The 20957-nt window shown below is 70.1% G+C and carries 20 protein-coding genes and 2 tRNA genes; 6 read left to right on the forward strand and 16 right to left on the reverse strand.

All coding sequences use genetic code 11. From position 1 onward, the window contains the following. Positions 1–131 precede the first annotated feature (131 nt). Positions 132–551 (forward strand): Fur family transcriptional regulator, encoded by a 420-nt coding sequence (locus AB0C82_RS02470; RefSeq protein ID WP_362835481.1) that lies wholly within the window; start codon positions 132–134, stop codon positions 549–551. A 133-nt stretch (positions 552–684) separates the two neighbouring features. Here AB0C82_RS02470 and AB0C82_RS02475 read toward each other — a convergent pair. The 4 genes from AB0C82_RS02475 to AB0C82_RS02490 all read right to left on the reverse strand — a co-directional run bounded on the left by AB0C82_RS02475 (position 685) and on the right by AB0C82_RS02490 (position 6206). Then, positions 685–758, reverse strand: a tRNA-Met gene (locus AB0C82_RS02475). An 89-nt stretch (positions 759–847) separates the two neighbouring features. Next, a complete protein-coding gene (locus AB0C82_RS02480) occupies positions 848–2920 on the reverse strand; it encodes a tetratricopeptide repeat protein (RefSeq protein WP_362835483.1) in 2073 nt (690 codons plus the stop codon). A gap of 211 nt (positions 2921–3131) precedes the next feature. Then, positions 3132–3205 (reverse strand) — tRNA-Met (locus AB0C82_RS02485). Positions 3206–3248: 43 nt separating this feature from the next. After that, positions 3249–6206 (reverse strand): UPF0182 family protein, encoded by a 2958-nt coding sequence (locus tag AB0C82_RS02490; protein WP_362836989.1) that lies wholly within the window; start codon positions 6204–6206, stop codon positions 3249–3251. Positions 6207–6341: 135 nt separating this feature from the next. Here AB0C82_RS02490 and AB0C82_RS02495 point away from each other — a divergent pair, with 135 nt between their 5' ends. Then, positions 6342–6902, forward strand: coding sequence for a PPA1309 family protein (locus tag AB0C82_RS02495; RefSeq protein WP_362835485.1), 561 nt, complete (start codon positions 6342–6344; stop codon positions 6900–6902). A gap of 94 nt (positions 6903–6996) precedes the next feature. Here AB0C82_RS02495 and AB0C82_RS02500 read toward each other — a convergent pair whose 3' ends face one another. From AB0C82_RS02500 to AB0C82_RS02515, 4 genes are all read right to left on the reverse strand, one after another. Further along, positions 6997–8085 (reverse strand): PDZ domain-containing protein, encoded by a 1089-nt coding sequence (locus AB0C82_RS02500; RefSeq protein WP_362835487.1) that lies wholly within the window; start codon positions 8083–8085, stop codon positions 6997–6999. A gap of 101 nt (positions 8086–8186) precedes the next feature. Then, positions 8187–8357, reverse strand: a complete 171-nt coding sequence (locus AB0C82_RS02505) for a hypothetical protein (protein WP_362835489.1) — start codon at positions 8355–8357, stop codon at positions 8187–8189. Between the two features lie 128 nt (positions 8358–8485). After that, a complete protein-coding gene (locus AB0C82_RS02510) occupies positions 8486–8947 on the reverse strand; it encodes a molybdenum cofactor biosynthesis protein MoaE (RefSeq protein WP_362835491.1) in 462 nt (153 codons plus the stop codon). A gap of 156 nt (positions 8948–9103) precedes the next feature. Further along, positions 9104–10246, reverse strand: a complete 1143-nt coding sequence (locus AB0C82_RS02515; protein ID WP_362835493.1) for an SDR family oxidoreductase — start codon at positions 10244–10246, stop codon at positions 9104–9106. A gap of 190 nt (positions 10247–10436) precedes the next feature. On the opposite strand from AB0C82_RS02515, the gene AB0C82_RS02520 reads away from it, so the two are divergent. Together AB0C82_RS02520 and AB0C82_RS02525 are read left to right on the forward strand one after the other, a co-directional pair. After that, the gene (locus AB0C82_RS02520; RefSeq protein WP_362835495.1) at positions 10437–11891 is read left to right on the forward strand and encodes a zinc-dependent metalloprotease; all 1455 of its coding nucleotides are present in this window, start codon (positions 10437–10439) and stop codon (positions 11889–11891) included. Beyond that, a complete protein-coding gene (locus AB0C82_RS02525; protein ID WP_362835497.1) occupies positions 11888–12433 on the forward strand; it encodes an NUDIX hydrolase in 546 nt (181 codons plus the stop codon). The genes AB0C82_RS02520 and AB0C82_RS02525 overlap by 4 nt, the downstream gene beginning before the upstream one ends. 74 nt (positions 12434–12507) lie before the next feature. Here the strand turns inward: AB0C82_RS02525 and AB0C82_RS02530 are convergent, their stop codons facing one another. The 4 genes from AB0C82_RS02530 to AB0C82_RS02545 form a co-directional block, all read right to left on the reverse strand. Further along, positions 12508–13263, reverse strand: coding sequence for an AIM24 family protein (locus AB0C82_RS02530; protein ID WP_362835499.1), 756 nt, complete (start codon positions 13261–13263; stop codon positions 12508–12510). A gap of 18 nt (positions 13264–13281) precedes the next feature. Beyond that, entirely contained in the window at positions 13282–13962 is a 681-nt protein-coding gene (locus tag AB0C82_RS02535) for an AIM24 family protein (RefSeq protein ID WP_362835501.1), read from the reverse strand. Between the two features lie 11 nt (positions 13963–13973). Beyond that, the gene (locus tag AB0C82_RS02540; protein ID WP_362835503.1) at positions 13974–15599 is read right to left on the reverse strand and encodes a TerD family protein; all 1626 of its coding nucleotides are present in this window, start codon (positions 15597–15599) and stop codon (positions 13974–13976) included. 107 nt (positions 15600–15706) lie between these two features. Then, the gene (locus AB0C82_RS02545) at positions 15707–16330 is read right to left on the reverse strand and encodes a M48 family metallopeptidase (RefSeq protein WP_362835505.1); all 624 of its coding nucleotides are present in this window, start codon (positions 16328–16330) and stop codon (positions 15707–15709) included. 181 nt (positions 16331–16511) lie between these two features. On the opposite strand from AB0C82_RS02545, the gene AB0C82_RS02550 reads away from it, so the two are divergent. Then, entirely contained in the window at positions 16512–17657 is a 1146-nt protein-coding gene (locus AB0C82_RS02550; RefSeq protein ID WP_362835507.1) for a ThiF family adenylyltransferase, read from the forward strand. Positions 17658–17716: 59 nt separating this feature from the next. Further along, on the forward strand, positions 17717–19147 hold the full coding sequence (locus tag AB0C82_RS02555; RefSeq protein WP_362836991.1) for an AarF/ABC1/UbiB kinase family protein: 1431 nt from the start codon (positions 17717–17719) through the stop codon (positions 19145–19147). Positions 19148–19212: 65 nt separating this feature from the next. Here the strand turns inward: AB0C82_RS02555 and AB0C82_RS02560 are convergent, their stop codons facing one another. From AB0C82_RS02560 to AB0C82_RS02575, 4 genes are all read right to left on the reverse strand, one after another. Continuing rightward, the gene (locus tag AB0C82_RS02560; RefSeq protein ID WP_362835509.1) at positions 19213–19413 is read right to left on the reverse strand and encodes a hypothetical protein; all 201 of its coding nucleotides are present in this window, start codon (positions 19411–19413) and stop codon (positions 19213–19215) included. A gap of 169 nt (positions 19414–19582) precedes the next feature. Continuing rightward, positions 19583–19942, reverse strand: coding sequence for a hypothetical protein (locus AB0C82_RS02565; RefSeq protein WP_362835511.1), 360 nt, complete (start codon positions 19940–19942; stop codon positions 19583–19585). Further along, the gene (locus AB0C82_RS02570; RefSeq protein WP_033298139.1) at positions 19939–20307 is read right to left on the reverse strand and encodes a WhiB family transcriptional regulator; all 369 of its coding nucleotides are present in this window, start codon (positions 20305–20307) and stop codon (positions 19939–19941) included. The genes AB0C82_RS02565 and AB0C82_RS02570 overlap by 4 nt, the downstream gene beginning before the upstream one ends. Before the next feature lie 167 nt (positions 20308–20474). After that, a complete protein-coding gene (locus AB0C82_RS02575) occupies positions 20475–20819 on the reverse strand; it encodes a hypothetical protein (protein ID WP_362835513.1) in 345 nt (114 codons plus the stop codon). Positions 20820–20957: the final 138 nt, after the last annotated feature.

The following is a 20957-nucleotide window of genomic DNA, read 5'->3' on the forward strand; positions in this document are numbered from 1 at the left end:
ATCGTTTTCCGCACAGCCTGTCCCTGGCGTATGCCGGTATCGATCCTACAATGGACATTGTCTAAGTCAAGTGAGCATCCAAAGTCACACCTGTTCGGGATACGACTCCCCCCACTGTTAGGCTGAGCCCCATGAGTGACCTGCTGGAACGACTCCGTGGACGCGGCTGGCGCATGACGGCGCAGCGGCGTGTCGTGGCCGAGGTCCTCGACGGCGACCATGTGCACCTGACGGCCGACGAGGTCCACGCGAGGGCTGTCGCCAGGCTGCCCGAGATCTCCAGGGCGACCGTCTACAACACGCTGGGCGAGATGGTGTCCCTCGGTGAGGTCATCGAGGTCTCCACCGACCGCCGGGCCAAGCGGTACGACCCCAACGCCCACCGCCCGCACCACCACCTGGTCTGCGCGCGCTGCGGCGCCATCCGCGACGTACACCCGTCGGGCAATCCGCTCGCGGACCTGCCGGACGCCGAGCGCTTCGGCTTCACGGTCTCCGACGTCGAGGTCACCTACCGCGGCGTCTGCCCGAACTGCGCCGCGGCGGCCTGAGCACCGCGGAACGGATGAAGGGCCGCGGCGCATGACGCGCCGCGGCCCTTCATCCGTTTAATGGTCATGCGTTCGCGCGCATGAAAACGACCGAGGCCCGGATCCTTTTCAGGATCCGGGCCTCGGTCTTCAGTAGCGGGGACAGGATTTGAACCTGCGACCTCTGGGTTATGAGCCCAGCGAGCTACCGAGCTGCTCCACCCCGCGTCGATGAATGAAACACTACGTGACCACGCCGACCAGTGCAAATTCATTCGGACGGCCGATCGGGGCCGCCCGGGGACGGCCCCGATCCGCTACGCGGTCAGTTCCTGGTGCAGCGCTTCGAGCAGCCGCGCGGCCCGCTCGGCCACCTCGGCCGGCCCCAGCTCGACCGCACGCGCACACCAGCGCTGGCCTTCCGTGAGCTCGCCACGGCGGGCGGCGAGCAGGGCGAGGCGCAGGGCCGCCCGGCCGTGCCCCTCGTTCGCCGCCCGGCTCCACCACAGCGCCGCCTCGCGCTCGCTGCCCTCGCGGGCGAGCAGAAGCCCCAGGTTGAACGCACCGTTGCGGCTGCCCGACTCGGCCGCCTCCCGGTACCAGTGCGCGGCGCTCTCCATGTCGCCGCGCGCCGCCGCGAGCATCCCGACCCGGACCTGGGCACGGCGGTGCCCCTGCTGGGCGGCCCGCTCGTACCACTCCTCGCACTCCGTCTTCTCCGGCATCGGCTCCCCGAGCGCGGGCGGACCGGGCGGCGGCTGCCGCGCGTCCAGCACACCGGCCAGCCGGAAGGCGGCCTCGGCGCTGCCGCCGCCCGCGGCGCAGCGCAGATGGCGCTCGGCCTCCTGGCCCTTGCCGTCGCGCAGCAGCGCCATGCCCACCTGGAGGGACGCGTCGGTGTGCCCCGCCGCCGCGGCACGCTCGTACCAGGCCAGCGCCGTACGGTCCTCGTCACGCCCCGCGTGCAGGATGCCGAGGTTGAAGGCGGCGTCGACGCTGCCCGCCTCGGCCGCCTTGGAGAACCAGGGTTCAGCGCCGGTGTGGTCCCCGGCCTGGAGCAGGAGCACCGCCAGCGCGTTGGCCGCCTCGCGGTGCCCCGCGTAGGCGGCGCGGCGGTACCACTGCTCGGCCTGCGGCGTACGGTCCTGGGCGGCGCAGAGCAGCCCGAGGTTGTACGCCCCGTTGACGTCACCCGCGTCCATGGCGGCGCGGTACCAGCGCTCGGCGGTCTGCTGCTCGCCCCGGGCCGCGTGCAGGGCTCCCAGGGCGTTGGCGGCGTTGCCGTCGCCGTCCTGGGCCGCACGCAGCCACCACACGGCCGCGCTCTCCTCGTCGCCCGCGTCACGCAGCAGGAAGCCGAGCGCGCAGGCCGCGCGCGACTCGCCCTCCTTCGCCGCGTTGAGGTACCACCTGCCGGCCTCCTTCAGCTCTCCGCGCTGCTCCAGGATGGCTCCCAGGTGCAGGGCCGCACGCCGGTGACCGCGCGCGGCGGCCTGGCGGTACCACTGCTCCGCCTCCCCCATGCGCCCGGCGGCCGGACCCGCCACGGGGCTGTCACCGTTGCGCGCACGCTCGCCGTCGGCCTTGCCGTCGCCGGGCCGGGCCTGCTTGACGATGCCCGTACGCGGCCCGCTCGCGGTCCGCCCGGTCTCCGGCGCCCCGACCGTCGCGGGCGCCCCCAGCACCCGGCCGGTGGAGTGGGAGCCCGTGGCCCGTCCGAGGCCGAAGGCGTCGTGCGGATCGTCGAGTGCCTTGCGCTCGAGGGCGCGGGCCAGGCGGTACGCGGCCTCGCGGTGCCCCTGCTCGGCGGCGGCCCGCAGCCAGCGCTCGGCGCCGACGTCGCTGCGGTGCTCCAGCAGGTCGGCCAGGGCGTAGGCGCCCAGCGCGTGGCCCTGCTCGGCGGACTGGCGCAGCCAGTATTCGGCGCCCGGCTCGTCTCCACGCTCGCGGAAGTGCCGGCCGAGGGCGTGGGCGGCGGCGGCGGAGCCCGCGACGGCGGCGATCCGCCACCATCCGGCGGCCTCGTCCGCGTAACCGCGCTGGTGCAGCAGGACGCCCAGGTTGTTCGCGGCGGCCCGGTCGCCTTCCGCGGTGGCCGCGCGCAGGTACCGCTCAGCGGCGTCCAGATCCCCTCGGCGCAGCAGCAGCGCGCCGAGGACGCTCATCGAGGCGGTGTCACCGGCGTCGGCGGCACGGCGGTGCCGCGCTTCGGCCTCGACGCCGTCCGAGGTCTCGGCGGCATAGGCGGTGTCGACCGTGCAGGCGGCGTCGGCGGTCTCGGCGACGGCTGCGACAAACGCCGCATCCGACATGCTTTCCGTCTTCTGGACGCGCCGCTGCACAAACCGCCCTGTCTCCAACAGAGTTGCCCTGTCCCCCATAAATACCATCGTCGCACCACCTGTAACCCGCGTACACCTGGTATATCGCGGCCAGTGAGGTCAATTCAGCGTTTTGTCGACATGCCCACAGAGAGATAAGTCAAACACGCCGGAGCTCAACTCATGCCCCGCAAACCGCACTTCACGCGGATGGCGCCGGAAAGACCGACAACATGACAAAGGCCCGAATCCTGTTGGATTCGGGCCTTTGTCTTTTCAGTAGCGGGGACAGGATTTGAACCTGCGACCTCTGGGTTATGAGCCCAGCGAGCTACCGAGCTGCTCCACCCCGCGTCGTTGTGTTCAAACAGTACCACGACGCGGGGGTGGATTTTTCTCAGCTGCCCTGGTCAGTGCCCTTGTCGTCGGCCTTGTCGGCCGTCTCGGCACCGTCCGCCTTGTCCGGTGCCTCGGCACCGTCCGCGGCGCCGCCCTGCTTCGGCTGAGCCGCGGCCGCCCTCCTGAGAGCGTCCTCCAGATCCGCCTGGGCCTTGCCGTAAGCGGTCCAGTCCTGCTTCTGCAGGGCCGCCTCGCCCTCCGTGTACGCCTTCTGGGCGTCCGCGATGGCCTTCTTCAGTGCGGCGTCCCCGGTGGCCGGAGGCTCCGTGGTGTCGTCCGGCGGCTCCCTGGGATCCGTGGGTTCGGCCGGAGCGGTCTCCTCTACCCCGAAGACCGCGTTGAGCGCCTCACCGAGGCTGTTCTCGAAGACGATCTTCGAGCCGTACGAGGCGGCCACCTTGCGAAGCAGCGGGTAGTTCTGCGTGCCACCGCGCGTGTACACCGGTTCGATGTAGAGGAAGCCTCCGTCGAGCGGCACGGTCAGCAGGTTGCCGTACTCGATGTCGGAGTCGGTGCCCTTCAGGTTGCGCACGAACTCGGCGACGTCGTCGTTGCCGTTGAGCTCACTCTGTACCTGGCCCGGGCCCTTCACCGTGGTGGTGACCCTCAGCAGCCTCATGGTGCCGTAGTCCTTGCTGGCCGCGTCCGCGTCCACCGCCATGAACGCCCCGAGGTCGGGCCGCCCCTTCGGTGTGAACGTCGTGGTCAGTGAGAACTTCTGCGCGTCCTGCCCCGGCATCTTCATGCTCAGGTAGTACGGCGGAACGGCCCCCGGCTCCTTGTTGGTGGGGTCGTCCGGGACCTGCCAGGCGTCACTCCCGCTGTAGAACTGCGCGGGGTCCTGGACGTGATAGCGCGTGAGCAGCTCGCGCTGGACCTTGAACAGGTCCTGCGGGTACCGCAGGTGGTCCATCAGCGCGGCGGGGATGTCCCCGCGGGACTTCACCGTCCCGGGGAACGCCTTGCGCCAGGTCTTCAGGACCGGGTCCTCGGTGTCCCACTCGTAGAGCTTGACCTTGCCGTCGTAGGCGTCGACGGTGGCCTTCACCGAGTTGCGGATGTAGTTGACCTGGTTCTGCTGGGCGACGACCGCGCGCTGGTTGGTGGTCAGCGAGTCGGCCGTGGTGTCGCCCAGCGTCGTACGCGAGGCGTACGGGTAGCCGTTGGTCGTGGTGTAGGCGTCGACGATCCACTGGATCCGCCCGTCGACGACCGCCGGGTAGGCGTCCCCGTCGATGGTCAGCCACGGGGCCACTGCTTCGACGCGCTCCTTGGGCGTGCGGTTGTACAGGATCCGCGAACCGTCGCCGATGGCTCCCGAGTACAGGATCTGCGGCTCGCTGAACGACACGGCGTAGGCGGCGCGGTTGAACGCGTTGCCGAGACTGACGCCGCTGTCGCCCTTGTAGCTGGTGGTCTTCTCGCCGTCCTCCTCGTAGTCGAGCTCCTTCTGGGGCCCGCCGACGATGGAGTACTGCGCGGTCTTCTCGCCGTAGTAGATCCGCTGCTCGTACTTGCCCAGCTGGCCGCTGGCCGGCAGCCCCGACTCGGTGAAGTCCGGGGAACCCGCCGGGTTCGTGCCCGTGGTGGTCCCCCGGGCCGCGATCGCGCCGTAGCCGTGGGTGTACGTGAAGTGGTCGTTGATCCAGTTCCGCTTGGGCAGACCTTCGAGGTTGAGCTCCCGAAGACCGATGACGGTGTCCTGCTCCTTGCCGTCCGGGCCCTTGTAGCGGTCGACGTCCAGCGTCTTGGGGAACTGGTAGTAGTTCCTCTTCTGCTGGAGCTGCTGGAAGGCCGGGGAGACGACGTTCGGGTCCATCACCCGGTAACTGGCCGCCGCGTCCGCGTCGGTGCGCAGCTTGGCGTCGTCGGTTTCCGTGCTCTTGCCCGTGTAGTCGTCGACCTGCGCGTCATCGATGTCGTACGCGTCGCGTGTGGCGTCGATGTTCTTCGCGATGAACGGCGCTTCCTTGGCCTGCTCGTTCGGCTGGACCTGGAACTTCTGCACGATGGCCGGGTAGAGCCCGCCGATCAGGATCGCCGAGAGCACCATCAGCCCGAAGCCGATCACCGGCAGCTGCCAGGTGCGGCGCCAGAGCGTCGCGAAGAACAGCACGGCACAGATAGCGGCGATGCAGAAGAGGATGGTCTTGGCCGGGAGGTAGGCGTTCGCGTCGACGTACCGCAGGCCCGTCCAGTTGTCCGTGGCCTTGAAGTCGCTCGACTTCACCGCCAGGCCGTACCGGTCCAGCCAGTAGGCCACGGCCTTCAGGGACACGAAGATGCCCAGGAGCACCGACAGATGGCCGGTGGCCGCGGCGGTCGCCCGCGCTCCGGGGCTGGTGATCCGCAGCCCGCCGTACAGGTAGTGCGTCAGCGCGGCGGCGATGAGCGACAGCACGGCCGCCGCGAACCCGAAGCCGAGCATGAAGCGGTACCACGGAAGGTCGAAGGCGTAGAAGGACACGTCCAGTTTGAACTGGGGGTCCTTCTGACCGAAGGGCACGCCGTTGACGTACATCAGCCACGTACGCCACTGGCCCGAGGCGGACGCTCCGGCGATCAGCCCGACGAGCGCGGTGATCGCGAGCAGCACCCACTTCTTGTACGGGGCGACGCTCATCCGGTAGCGGTCCAGGCTCTGCTGCTCCAGCGACATCGCGCTCAGCGGCGGCCGGAGCCGGTGCGCGAGCCAGATGTTCACGCCGACGGCGACCGCCATCAGCAGTCCGAAGACGAGGAACAGTCCGATCTTGGTCCACAGAGTGGTGGTGAAGACGGAGGAATACTCGACCGACCTGTACCAGAGCCAGTCCGTCCAGAACCCCGCGAACATGACGAAGGCCATGGCGAGGACCGCCAGGACACCCAAAGTCATGAGCAGGGTACGGACGCGCCGGGACGGGCGGCCGACTCTGATCCGTGGCCCGGTCGGGCCTCCGCCGCGGTCCGGCATCTGGAAAGCCAACGTGCGCACCTCGAAGTTCGCGGTCGTGTGGAGCAGGCCCAGCGATCGTAGAGCCCACCTATGCAACTTACTGAGGCTTTACCTAGTTCCCGTTACCGGGGCGGAAGGAGGCAGGATATTGCCATGCCCAACGTTTCCCCCTCCGGCCCTCCGATGGCCGCGAGCCCCCTGACTGTCGCCGTACTCGAAATCGACGCCTATGCCGCCAACCTCGGCTGGGACCAGCCGGCCAGGCTCTTCGCCCTGGTCGACACCGCCCGGCTGCGCGTCCAGGAGCCGGGCCTCGCCGCCCAGCTCGGTCTGGACGACACCGGTTCCACGACCGCGACCCTCACCCCGGTCGAGCAGGACGAACTCCCCGCCGGCACCGCGCTGGACGAGTTCCTCGCCACCATCGCCTGGCCCGACGCGGTGGTCGGATGCGCGATGACCGTGGAGCGGCTGATGCTGCCGCCGTCCGCCGAGGCCTCCGTGCCCGAGGGGCTGAGCGATGCCCAGCTGACCAAGTGGGTGGCCAAGCACCCCGACCGTCAGGAGGTCCGGATGACGGTGGCCGTCCTGCGCGACGGGTCGCGGGACTCCGCGGTCCGTCTCCGGGAGAAGGACTCCCCGACCGAGGTGCTGACCGGTGCGGGGCTCGTGCCCGGGCTGGCCGAGGCGCTCGCCGCGACCTTCGAGTCGTGACGTTCCGGTCCTGACAGGGACATTCCGACCCGGCTCCGGGTCTTCGCGTCCGGCCCCGCAGGTCCCGTGATCACGGGACCTGCGGGGCCGGACGTCAGCTCGCCGAGCAGCTCGGCAGGGCGGCGGTGTCCCCTGCCCGGATCTTCTCCACCGACTTCTTGGCGTCGTCGAGGGTCTTGACGCGCACCAGCGTGAGACCGCCGGGGATGTCGGACGCGGCGGCGGCGCAGTTGGCGTCGGGGGTGAGGAAGTAGCGGGCTCCCGCCTCGCGTGCGCCGACCAGCTTCATGTTGATCCCGCCGATCGGGCCGACCTTGCCGTCGTCGTCGATCGTGCCGGTACCCGCGATGAACTTCCCGCCCGTCAGGTTGCCGGGCGTCAGCTTGTCGATGATGCCGAGCGAGAACATCAGACCGGCGCTGGGGCCTCCGACGTCGGCGAGCTTGATGTCGATCTCGAACGGGAACGTGTGGTCCGTTCCGGCCTGGATGCCGACGATCGCCCGGTTCTCCTTCGGCGCCTTCTTCGTCGTGATGACGATCTTCTCGGTGGAACGGGGCTCCCTGCCGGCCTTCTCGGCGGCAGCGGCCTCCTTGGCGGGGACGACCGTGAAGGTGACGTCCTCACCCGGCTTGTGCTTCGTGACGAGCTTGGCGACGTCCTCGGGCTGCTGGACAGGGGTCCCGTCGACGGCCTTGATCACGTCGCCCGCGTGCAGCCGCCCCTGAGCCGGGCTGCCCTTGATGACCGTGGACACGACGATGCGGGACGAGACGGGGATGTCCAGCTCCTCCAGGGCGGCGACCTTGGCGCTCTCCTGGGACTGGCTGAACTCCTCGGCGTTCTCCTGCGTCGACTCCTCTTCCGTCTTGCCGTCCGGGTAGAGGGTGTCGTGCGGGACGACGACGCTGTCGTGAGCCAGCCAGCCGTAGACCGCTTCCACGATGTTCATGTCGTAGTCGGCGCCGGTGACGCGGACCGTCGTCATGTTCAGGTGCCCGGTGGTGGGGAAGGTCTTGCGTCCCTTGATCTGGAGGACCGGCTCGCCCCGGGCTTCGCCCAGCGTGTTCACGGTGGGTCCCGGTGACATCTCGGAATACCGCACGGGAATCAGCACGCCTGCGCAGAGCAGCGCGATGAGGATCAGGGTGGAGGCGAGCATCGTCGCGGTGCGGCGTGGCATGGAACGACAGTACGGGAATGGCCTGTCAGTGCACCGTCGGGGCCGGTCCGTACGAGGACACCGGCGGGGGGACGTGCAGCGTCACGCGGAGCGACGCGGGGTCATGCGGCATCGGAACCGGAGTGCGATTTCTCCATCGCGTCACGGAACCTCGCGTAGCCGGCGAGTTCGGAGACATCGCCGGTCGTGCGGTTACGCGCGGCCCAGCTTCCCCATATCGCAGCGCCGACAGCAGCGAGAAGTGGAATCAGCAACCAAGCGAGTGCCGCCATGACGACCTCCCTACCCCACGAGTGACCGCAAGTGACCGATCAGCAGATTAACCATCCGGAAGGCCAACGCTCACGGCAGGGGGGCGGTTACGCAAATCGGGGCTGATCCTCCCCGGGGCGGTTTGCGCTCAGCAGGCCCCCACCCACTCCTCGGTGCCGTCCGAGAAGCGCTGGTGCTTCCAGATCGGGACCTCGTGTTTCAGGTCGTCGATGAGCTTCCGGCAGGCGTCGAACGCCTCTCCCCGATGGGCGCAGGAGACGGCGACGACCACCGCCAGATCGCCTACGGCCAGTTCACCCACACGGTGGACAGCCGCCAGCGCCCGGACCGGGAAGTCGGCGACGACCTTCTCGGCCACCTTCCGCATCTCGTCCTGCGCCGAGGGATGGCAGGAGTAACCGAGCGCTCCGACGTCCTGCCCCTCGTCGTGATTGCGCACGGTGCCGACGAAGAGCGCGATCCCGCCCGCGGCGTCGTCCCCCACCGCCCGGAAGATCTCGTCGACGGACAGCGGCGTGTCACGGATCTCCAGCAACCTGATGGGGTCGGGTGCCGCCTGCTCGCCGGGGTGGTCATGGGTGGGTGCCATGGGGTCCATGGTGCCGCACGCCACTGACATCGCGGAATAGCGTTTTCGACCGGCGGCCCCCGGGCCCCGTTGGAGCCTCCTACAGGCGTCCTACGTGGCCCGGGGCCTTTCGTTCGGATCAGGCGGGTCCGGCATGATCCGAACGACAGGCCCTGGCTAGATGCGGCGGCGCGCCTTCCGGGCGCGCCGGACGAGGGCGGCGGTGCCGAGCAGGGCGACGGTCGCGCCGGCCGCACCGGCGGCCGTGGCGTCCTTGCGGCCGAGGCGGCGCCCGGCGACGGTGTGCCGGCCCTCCACCTCTTCGAGGAGCGCTCCGAGTACCTCCTCGTTGGTCCACTTGGGCCGCCACCCGATGTCGTGCAGCCGGCTCACGCTGACCACCCAGGGGTGCATCGTGTAGGCGAGGTCGCCGGCCGGGGACGGTGTGAGGCCGATCCGGTGGAGCCGCGCCGCCGCGCCGAGCGCGACCGCGGAGGGGAGCTCCATGCGACGCACACCGCTCAGCTCCTCGACCTCCGGCTGCTCCAGCCAGCCGTCGCAGCCCACGGCGAACTCGCCGTCGATCTTCTCCAGGGCGGCGTACTCCAGGGCCGTGACCAGGTCTTCGACGTGGCAGAACTGCCAGGTGGGGCGCGATCCCGCGACGACCAGGAGCCGCGGCGACTCGAAGTAGCGGGTCAGCGCCGTGTCCGTACCGCCGACCAGGACGGTGGGCCGCACGACGGTGACGTTGAGTCCGGGATGCGCACGCGGTGCGCGGCGTCCCAGGCGCTCGATCTCCAGCAGGTCCCCGACCCCGGTGGCCTCCGCCGTGGCGCGCAGTTCGGCGTCCTCGGAGAGGGGGACGTCGTTGTCGGGAAGAGCCCCGTAGACCATCGCCGAGGTGCACAGCACGACACGGTGGACGCCTACGGCCGCGGCGGCCGTCAGCACGGTCTGGGTCCCGCGCACGTTGTACGCCGTACGGGCGGCGGGGTCGGTCTCCAGGTCGAGGTCGAGTGCCAGGTGCACCACGACGTCCGCCCCGCGGAGCTTCTCCGCGATGGCGGGGTCCCGTACGTCCAGGATGTGCCAGGTCGCCTCGGAGACGTCTCCCCGGCGCTCGTCGATGGCGATGACCTGCTTGATCTCGTCGGATGCGACGAGGTGGGCGGTCAGAAGTTCACCGATGCCGCTCGCGGCGCCGGTGACCGCGACCACGGGGCCCCGGCTCCTGGAGGGTTTCTTTTCGGGCTTGCTCTCGGACGATGGGTCGGCCAGGTTTCGCGCTGCGCGAACCTGCGGATCTGGGGAACTCACCGGGCGTCTCCAGCGGTTGTCTTCAGTACGTACCCGAATGACGCGTACGTACCAGGTGGCGTCCATCCTGCCGCAGGCCGGGAGCCGGCGGAGCACTGAGGCCCTAAGCGGGCTCGGTGTCTACGCTGGATGGTGATGTCGGGCAGTCGCCGTCGGTTCGAGCCGGCGGCCCTACGAGCCGAGGAAACCCGTGAGTGACACCCCATTCGGATTCGGCCTTCCGCCGGAGGAGCCGGAGAACGGCGACGAAGGCAAGAAGAAGGACCCCACCGGAGGTGGCCAGGGTCCGGGCGGTCCGGGCAACCCCTTCGGCTTCGGTCCCGGCGCGGGCGGTGACAATCCGTTCGCAGCCATGTTCGGTTCGATGAACCCGAACGACCTGGGGGCGGCCTTCCAGCAGCTCGGCCAGATGCTCAGCTACGAGGGCGGTCCCGTGAACTGGGACATGGCCAAGCAGATCGCCCGCCAGACGGTCTCCCAGGGCACGCCGGACGGCACCAAGGACGCCAGCGTGGGTCCTGCGGAGCGCACGGCCGTGGATGAGGCCCTGCGGCTGGCCGACCTGTGGCTGGACGGCGTGACCTCCCTCCCCTCCGGCTCGGTCTCGACCGTGGCATGGAGCCGCGCGGAGTGGGTCGAGGCGTCCCTCCCCGCCTGGCAGCAGCTCGTCGACCCGGTGGCCGAGCGGGTCGGGCTGGCCATGGGCGATGTCCTGCCCGAGGAGATGCAGGCCATGGCGGGCCCGCTGATCGGCATGATGCGGTCGATGGGCGGCGCCATGTTCGGCCAGCAGATCGGGCAGGCCGTGGGCGTGCTCGCCGGTGAAGTGGTCGGTTCCACGGACATCGGCCTGCCGCTGGGCCCGGCCGGCAAGGCCGCGCTCCTTCCGCTGAACGTCGAGCTGTTCGGCAAGGACCTGGGCGTGTCCCAGGACGAGGTGCGGCTCTACCTCGCACTGCGCGAGGCCGCTCACCAGCGGCTCTTCGCGCACGTGCCGTGGCTGCGCTCGCACCTCTTCGGTGCGGTCGAGTCGTACGCACGCGGCATCAAGGTCGACACGAGCAAGCTGGAGGACGTGGTCGGCCAGTTCGACCCGTCGCAGCCCGAGCAGCTCCAGGACGCCCTCCAGCAGGGAATGTTCCAGCCGGAGGACACCCCGGAGCAGAAGGCCTCGCTGGCCCGCCTGGAGACGGCGCTCGCGCTGGTCGAGGGCTGGGTGGACGCGGTGGTCCACGAGGCCGCCAAGTCGCGGCTCACCTCGGCGGACGCCCTGCGCGAGACCCTGCGCAGGCGCCGGGCGTCCGGTGGCCCCGCGGAGCAGACCTTCGCCACGCTGATCGGGCTCCAGCTCCGGCCTCGCCGGCTGCGCGATGCCTCGCGGCTGTGGGCCTCGCTCACGGACGCACGCGGTGTCGACGGCCGTGACGGGCTCTGGGAGCACCCGGACATGCTGCCGACGGCCCATGACCTGGACGACCCGGACGGCTTCGTGCACCACGAGCAGCTGGACTTCTCGGAGCTGGACAAGATGCTCGGTGAGGCCGCCCAGGGACACCGGAAGTCCGCACCCGAGGCGGACGGCGCCGAGGCGCCGGACACCGACGACAAGGGCGGCAAGGACAGCAAGGACGACACCGACCAGTGAGCCTGCACGACGACGCCGTCCTCGTACTGAAGGGCTACGCCCCCGAGGACCTGGCGCAGGACGACCTGCGCCAGGTCTACCTGGACCATCTGGCACAGCACGCGGACGGCATGTGGAAGGCGTGCGAGGCGGGGCACGTCACGGCCAGTGCCCTGGTGATCGACGCAGGCAGCGGCAGGGTGCTGCTGACCCTGCACAGGAAGCTGCAGATGTGGCTGCAGATGGGCGGGCACTGCGAGCCGCAGGACTCGGCCCTGGCCGCCGCCGCACTGCGTGAGGCGACGGAGGAGTCCGGGATCGACGGACTGACCCTGCTCGCCGGAGGGCCCGTACGGCTGGACCGGCATCCGATCCCGGCGCCCTGCAACTGGCACCTCGACGTGCAGTACGCGGCGCTCGCTCCGGCCGGGGCGACCGAGCAGATCAGCGACGAGTCACTGGACCTGCGGTGGTACGCCTACGACGAGGTCGCCGCCGTGGCCGACGCCTCGGTCGTACGACTGCTGGAGGGGACGCTCGCGGCGCTGGAACAGCGCGCGTAGCCGCACCCCGGGACGGTACGGCGGAAGGGGCGGCCTCCGAGGAGGCCGCCCCTTCCGAGATGCCTGGGTCCGGATCAGTTCCAGGCGTTGTTCTGGTTCTGCGCGTGCGCGCCCTGCTGACCGACGCCGAACTGGGCGCGAGCGCCCTGCCCGATCTCGGCGTGCTGCGGGGGCATGACCTCACTCGGCTGGACGAGCGCGAAACCCTGTCCCAGGAAGCTGAGCTCCCAGCCCTCGCCGGTGTTGCCGCGCCGCCGCCTGATCCCGGAGGAGTGCGTCTGGGCCTGCATCTGCACACGCAGCGAGCTGGACCACGCCACGATCGCGTCGGCGTCGACGTTCACGTACTTGTCCGGCGTGACCTGCATCATCAGCGGCTGGCCGGAGGTCATCAGCGCGACCTTGCCGGTGCCGGTGATGTTGAGCTGGTACTTCCCGGTGCCCGAGAGGCCGTACTGGCTGTCCACCGCGATGACCTCGGTGTGCAGCGAGGAGTCGAGGGCGAGGACGTAGGCGCTGTCCACCGTCATGCCCTCGTGGCCGACGTCCACGACGTGGATGTACTGGGCGAGGTTGGCCAGATAGACCGTGCCCTGGCCCGTGCAGCGCATCAGGTCGAGGCCCTCACCCGTGTTGGCACGGGCCCGGCGCTGTCCCTGGGAGACGTACTCCCCGTCGAACTCCATCAGTCCCTGGTACGCGACCATGGCGCCCTTGCGGGCGAGGATGTCGTCGTGCCCGGTCAGCGAGACCCGCAGGAGCTGCGGGTTCTGGATGGTGTACCGGTCCTGGGACTGCTGCTCGGTGTGAGCGAAAAGCGGACTCTGCATGGTGTGTTCTCCTCCCCCTCAGTTCCGGACCCGCAGGCGGTCGGTACTGTCCTCGCTCGGCTGGACGACGACGATGCCCTGTCCCGAGAACGCCATCTGGTACGCCTCTCCGCTGCCCCGCCCGATGAGCGAGGAGGCCTTGAAGCTGCGCTTGCCCTTCACCTTGAGGTTCGGGGACCACGCGACCAGGGCGTCCGGATCGACGTACGTCTCGTCCTCGCCCCGGCCGCAGTCGACGACGATCGGGGTACCGCGGGAGGTGATGGCCACCCACCCGGTTCCCTGGATGCCGACGTTCCACAGGCCCTGGCCGGCGAACTTGGCGAGCCCCTTGACCTTCTCGACGCCCCAGGTGAGGTGGGCGTCGAACGCCAGGAGGTTGGTGCCGTTGACCGAGAGGGAGTCGTTGTCCAGGTTGATCACGACCACGTCGGCGCCGTAGTCGGCGAGGTAGAGCAGCCCGTCACCGGAGCACTTCATGACGGGCGTGCCCTCGCCGGTGACCCACTGGGATGCGGCCTGCCGGACGGCGGGCGGATTGGGTTCGTACTGGATGAAGCCCTCGTACGCCACCATCGAGCCGGTGCGCGCGTACAGGTCCTGGCCCGAGGCCATGGCGACCTTGAGCATCGTGCGGCCGTGATTCTCCATGCGGGCCGTTACGGGGGTCGGGGCGAAGCCCGCGAGTTGCTGGTTCATGACGGGCTCCCTCACACCTCGTAGGGCTGGACGACGATGAAGTTTCCGGGCGCTCCCCGGAACTGGAGGTTCACGGTCTCTCCGCTGTGTCCCGGATACGCGTTGCGGCGCAGCCTGACCTGGCTGGAGAGGATCACCTGGGACGCCGCCGACCAGGCCACGACGGCATTGCAGTCGGCGAACGTGGTCGGGGTGACCGGCAGGACGACCGGGACGCCGTGGGTCTTCACGACCACGGTGCCCGTTCCCTGGAACAGCATCGTGAACAGGGCGCCGCCGGGGATGCCGTGGCCCTCGATCCTGCGGACCTCGTACTGGAGCGACTCGTCGAAGGCGAGAACGCTCTCGGCGGAGACACAGATGCCGTCACCCTGCAGCTCGATCGGGTGCAGGTGCGAGCCTTCTTCCGCGAGGAAGACCTGGCCCCGGCCCGTACAGCGCATCAGCTGCATTTCCTGACCGGTGGCGTTACCGACCATCCGGCCGGCGAAGCCCGCGCTCTTGTAGCCGAAGTCGACCTTGCCCTGGTACATCACCATGCTGCCCTGGCGGGCCAGCACGGGGTTACCGCCCATGGTCAGGTCGACCCGCATGAGCTGCTGGTTCTGCGGGGTCCAGCGCTGGCCGGTCGGCGTCTCCTTGTAGAGCTGGAGAGCCGCCTGCAGGCCGGCACCGCCCTGCGGCACCCCCTGGGGTACGCCCTGCGGCGCACCGGGAGGCTGCTGGCCGTAGGCAGGAGGTGCCTGCTGGCCGAACGGGGCGGGGGGCTGCTGGCCGTAGGGCGCGGCGGGCGGCGCGGCCTGTCCGGGAACCTGCCCGAACTGCGGCTGCTGCGGCGCCTGGGGCTGCCCGTAGGGAGACGGGGCCTGCGGTGCCATGGGGGCCGCCATGGTCGGCGCGGCGTGCATCGGCTGCTGCGGCGGCGCGGGTGCCGCCGCGGCAGGGGCTCCGAAGGCCGGTGCCGGCTGTGCCTGCGGTGCCGGGGCTCCGAAGGCCGGGGGCGCGGTCGCCTGTGCGGGCGGGGCTCCGAAGGCCGGGGGCGCGGTCGCCTGTGCGGGCGGGGCGAACGACGGGGCGGCGGCCTGCGGCTGCGGAGCGGCCGGGGCTTCCTCCGCGACCTCGCCTCCGAAGTTCTTCAGGAGCGCGTCCAGGCCACCGTCGAACCCCTGTCCGACAGCGGCGAAGCGCCAGACGTCCTTGAGGTAGAAGTCGCCCAGCATGACGGCGCGCTCGGTGGTGAACTCCGAGCCGGTGAAGGCGTACTTCACGACCTCTTCGCCACCGGCCACGATCCGGATGTACCCGGGTCCGACCTGCGACATCTGTCCCGCACCGTCGAGAGTCGCGGTGAACGACAGCTTGTGGATGTTCGCCGGAATGCGGTCGAGCGTGACGCGGAACGACTCGGTGTCGCCGGCCTGGGCGCCGAGCAGCTGAATGGACTCCTCGGGCGACTTCGGCTGGTTGAAGAAGATGAAATACCGGTCGTCCGAGAGCTGCTCATTGGCGTCGAGCCCGAAGCAGCTGATGTCGAAGGTCAGTCCGGGTCCGGCAATCTGCACACCTACGTACAGGTCCGTCCCAGGCGTGAGGTCACTGATCTTGGCCTTGTGGCCGCGTTGGAATTCCCTGGCCATGCGTAACGACCGTCCCCCATCCCGAATGTAAATGCGTCGCGTCAGGCTAACCGCAAACGGCGCGATCGAGCTAAGTCGGTACACACCCGGTACAGAATCACCGGCCGTCACTCCTCCCGTGCGGCGGGCAGGTGCGGAAGCCGGTCCGCCGCCACGACACCTTCGAGATAGCCCCTGGCCCGCTCCGTACGGGGATAGGCCTCCAGCAGCCGCCAGAAGCGCGGCCCGTGACCGGGGACCAGGAGGTGGGCCAGTTCGTGGACGAGTACGTAGTCCACGACGTACTCCGGCATTCCCTGCAGCCGGTGCGACAGGCGGATGGACCCCTCGGCCGGGGTGCACGAGCCCCATCGGGTGTTCTGGTTGGTCACCCACCGGACGGAGGCGGGTCTCGCCCGGCCTTCGAAATACTGGGCGGACAACCGCTCGGCGCGCTCGGCGAGCTCACCGTCGCCGATGACGCGCTTGCGCTCCTGGGCGGCGAGCTTGTCGAGCATCACACCCACCCAGCGCTGCTCCTCCGCCTCCGACATGCGGGCGGGGATCAGCACGATGGTGCGGTCGCCCTCCCGGTACGCGGACACCGTCCTGTTACGCCGGGCACTCCTGCGGACCTCGACCGCGTTCGTCGCCGAAGCGCGGGACCGGCGGGCGGCCGCGCTGCGCTGATTACTTCCGGCGCTGCGCACGGGGATCCCCCCGGCGAGGCCAGGAGACGGTTCGGCGGGCACGATCCGACGTTACCCGCAGTCAGTGCCGGAAGTCCCGACCCCGGAACGGTTCGGCGTTGACCGGGTCGTCAGGGTGCACCATTTGAACGACTAATACCCCCTGCCTGTGGACAACTTCTCGCAGACTTCGCGCCGTCCCCGCATTCTGGCAAAGGATCTTCACGCCTACCGGGGAGAAGTCATGCATCCGATGCTCAAGCCCGCCCTGCGCCGCGCATGGCGCGGACGGAACACCGTTCAATTCGGGGTGACACCGGCCCATGCGGTGACGCTCGGCCCCGTGGATATCGCCACGGGAAGCTTTCTGGAACTCCTCGACGGCACGCGCGGTCTGCGGCTCCTGCGCGAAGAAGCCCGCGCGCTCGATCTGTCGGACCGTCATGTGGGCGTCCTGGTGCGGCGGCTGACGGAAGCCGGCCTGCTGGACGATTCCCGGGGAGGCGGCCCGGAGGCCGATGCGTTACGCGAACGGGCCGACGCCCTGGAGCGGCAGCGGCCTGATCTCGCGTCACTCTCCGTCGTGCATCCGGAGCCCGGCAGCGGGCTGCGACGGCTCGCGGCCCGCCGGGCCATGCGCGTGCAGGTACGGGGCGCGGGCCGGGTCGGTGCCGTGATCGCCGCCGTGTTGTCCGGGGCCGGGGTGGGCCGGGTCGAGGTGCTGGACGGCGGCCGCGCCGAGCCGTGGGACGTCGCTCCCGGCGGACTTCCGGCGTCCGCGGTCGGGGAGCGGAGGGACTCGGCCGCCCGTCAGCTCGTCCGCAGGTCCGCCGTGGGCGGCATCCCGCGGGCCACGGGGGCGACCGGGGCGCCGGCCGGGCACGAACCGGGGCTGTCCCTGATCGTGGTCGCCCCGAGGGACGGCCTCTCGGTGTACGCCCCCGAACCGGCCACCGCCGCCCCGTGGATCGCTTCGGGAACGCCGCACCTCTACGCGGGTGTGATCGAAGCCACTGGCGTGGTCGGCCCGCTGGTACTGCCGGGAGGCACGGGGTGCGCGGGCTGTCTGGCCCTGCACCGCGCCGAACGTGATCCGCAGTGGCCCCGGATGCTGGCGCAGTGGCGCTCGGGGCGCCGGAGTGCCGTCCCTGCCTGCGATGTGGGCCTGGCCACAGCGGTGGCGGGGCTTGCGGCAGCCCACGCGCTGTCCTTCATCGACGGGGAGTTGCCTGCCAGCACGGGCACCCGGTGGGAGGCCGCGATGCCTCTGCTCGACTGGCGGTCGGAGCGGTTGGGGCCGCATCGCGACTGCTCCTGCGGGGCGGCCGGGCACACTGAGGGGGAGCTCACCTCCGAGACGGGTGCCGCACACGACACAATGGCCGGGTGACCGCTGTCGACGGCAACGCCCGAGACTCACGCGGCACGGTCTGGGAACTGGAGGGGCACATGTCTGATCTTCCCCGGAAGGCGGTCACCCGTACCGCCAAGCTGGCCGCGCTACCGCTCGGCTTCGCGGGCCGTGCCACATGGGGCCTGGGTAAGCGGATCGGCGGGAAGTCCGCCGAACTGGTGGCACGTGAGGTACAGCAGCGAACGGCCGATCAGCTCTTCCGTGTGCTGGGAGAGTTGAAGGGCGGCGCCATGAAGCTCGGTCAGGCGCTGTCCGTCTTCGAGTCCGCGCTGCCCGAGGAGGTCGCGGGGCCCTACCGGGCCGCGCTCACCAAACTGCAGGAAGCCGCGCCGCCCATGCCCGCGCGCACGGTGCACGCGGTGCTGGAGGAGCGGCTGGGCGAGGACTGGCGGGACCTCTTCCTCTCCTTCGAGGACAAGCCGTCGGCCGCCGCGTCGATCGGGCAGGTGCACCGGGCGGTGTGGCACGACGGCCGGAACGTCGCGGTGAAGGTGCAGTACCCGGGCGCGGGCGAGGCACTGCTGTCCGACCTGACCCAGTTGAGCCGTTTCGCCCGGCTGTTCGGCCCGCTGGTTCCGGGCATGGATGTGAAGCCGCTCATCAAGGAACTGCGCGAGCGGGTCGAGGAAGAGCTGGACTACGCGCTGGAGGCGGAGTCCCAGCGCCTCCACGCGGAGGAGTTCGCGGACGATCCCGACGTGGTCGTCCCGGGTGTCGTCCACCAGTCCGAGCAGGTCCTGGTGTCGGAGTGGATCGACGGCATCCCGCTCGCCGACGTGATCGCCGACGGCACCGTGGAACAGCGGGACAGGGCAGGTCAGTTGCTGGCACGCTTCCTGTTCTCGGGTCCGGCGCGTACGGGTCTGCTGCACGCCGATCCGCATCCGGGCAATTTCCGGCTGCTGCCGGCCGCCGGGAGCGAGGACGGGGACGCGCCGGGAGGGGAGCCGGGGCAGTGGCGGCTCGGAGTGCTGGACTTCGGCACGGTGGACCGGCTGCCGGGCGGGCTCCCGCAGACCATCGGTGACTCGCTGCGGATGACGCTGGAGGGCAACGCCGAAGCGGTCTACGAGCTGCTGCGCGAAGCCGGCTTCGTGAAGGAGTCGATCGAGCTCGCGCCGGACGCGGTGCTCGACTACCTGCTGCCGATCATCGAGCCGGCCGAGGTCGACGAGTTCACCTTCACCCGCGGCTGGTTGCGCACCCAGGCGGCCCGCATAGCGGATCCGCGCTCCCCCGCCCATCAGCTGGGCAAGCAGCTGAACCTTCCGCCGTCCTACCTGCTCATACACCGTGTGACGCTTAGCACCATCGGTGTGCTGTGCCAGCTGGGTGCGACCGTGCGCCTGCGGGACGAACTCGAGTCCTGGCTCCCGGGATTCGTGGCCGAGGACGAGGGCGAGAGCGAGTCCGCGGAGTACGCGCAGGAGGAGGACGAGCAGGAGGGCGCCGCCGTCGACGCCTAGAACGGGCGGGCCTGACGGGGGCGGACCCGGACCGGGGGGCCGCCGCGGTCACCACCGGTCCGCGGTCACCACCAGTCGGGGTCGAGGCGGCTCTCGATAGCCCTGATGTGGGCGCGGGCGCAGTCGTCGCAGAGGTAGCGGCGTACGCCGTCCTCCAGGGAACAGCTCCAGGTAGGCGGTGCGGTCCGGCCGTTCGCTGCGGTCTCGCACTGTGCGCACACCACACGGTCGGCACCCGGCTGTCCGGCTTGCGTCTCCTCGTCCACCTGGTGACGATAACGCCGCGAAGGGTGTGCGGCACGGCTCAACGCACCGCGGGGCCGGCCTGTTCGGACCGGCCCCGCGGAGGGGTGGCTGCCCGGGCAGAGCGGTTGCCCGGGCAGCCTGTTGCTTTCGGGGCTCAGCCCCGGTGACTCCTGCACTCCTGCGGAGTCCTCAGTGCATGACCGCCATGGCCAGCGCACGGCGGGCACGCATCGAGGCGCGCTCCGCACGGCGGTGCATCCGCCGGGCGGCGACGAGGCGCACAGCCTGTCGGTCCGCCTCGGCCTCCCTCAGGCGGTCGTGCATATGCGCACGAGCCATGGCTTCTGGGATGAGTTGCATCTCGCGGGTCCTGTTCTGGCGTGAGTCGTTCGCGCCGGTGATGGTGACGTCGGGGGTTGCGGAGCCGATGGGCTCATTCGTGGGGGAGGTCATTGGTGCCTGATTCCGGGGGTCATGGGTGTGGGGACGGTCGATGGTTCCGATGCGCTTCAGCCGTGCGGGGGCGGGGACCCCCAGGCCGGCGGTCACGCCGCGACCGGGTTCTTGCGCGGGCGGCCACGGGGCCGCTTGCGGGCGACGACGACACCCTGGACGAACAGCTCGCCACCCCAGACACCCCACGGCTCACGCCGCTCCTTGGCGCCGGCGAGGCAGGCCTCGACGAGCGGGCAGGTGCGGCAGAGGGACTTGGCGTACTCGACGTCGGCAGGCGACTCGGCGAAGAAGACCTCGGGGTCGTACGAACGGCAGGGGACGGGCACACCGAGGTTCTCGATGGCGTCGTCGAGCGCGGTGAGCGCGGTGAGGGGGATCAAGGTGGAGTCCTCCGTGAGGCCGGGCGGGGAGATCGTGTCGGAAGGCGGTACGGACGGGGCGTGCGTTTCGAGTTGCACGGTGGGTGGTGTCCTCGTCTGGTCGTGCCGGCCTGTTGGCCGGTTGGCGGCTGGTACTGCTTGTCCCGAGGCTCCTTCGTCACGTCTCATCCCGTTCGGACAAAACAAAAGGGCCGCGGATCCCGAGTGGGGTTCCGCGGCCCTGAAGGCGCCGGCCTGATGCTGGATCAGGCTGGATCGCTCCAGGGTTCAGGCCCACGGAAGGCCCACATCGTGTGGTGCTGCGTCGTCTGGTGCTGCTTCGTCTGCTGCTTGGCTCCGGCACCGACGGCCGCAAAGGCATAGGCCGGGGCCTGTCCCTTCGCTACTGCTGCTGCCGGTGCCTCGATCGGTCGCTCATTGCGCTCCCGCATCACGGGCAGGAGAGCGGCCGGAGACAGCGGACGGGCGGCGGAGATGCCGGACAGACCGGTGCCACGAAGCACGGATTCCGAAGAGCAGGCGAGGCCGAGCGAGTAGGCGGAGACGACCGAGAGATCGGTCATTTTGCTGGTGCTGATGATGCTGATCACAGGAATCGCCTCCTCTCGGCGTCTAAGGGGACCGGCCGGGACCGGTCCTGCGTATTCGGATAAGTACAGCACGGAATCAGGGCTTCAGAGAAGTCGCTGTTCCCGTGGTTAAGAACCTATGGTGACGACTGGGGCGGG

This window comes from Streptomyces sp. NPDC048560, assembly GCF_040650955.1.
Taxonomy (GTDB): domain Bacteria; phylum Actinomycetota; class Actinomycetes; order Streptomycetales; family Streptomycetaceae; genus Streptomyces.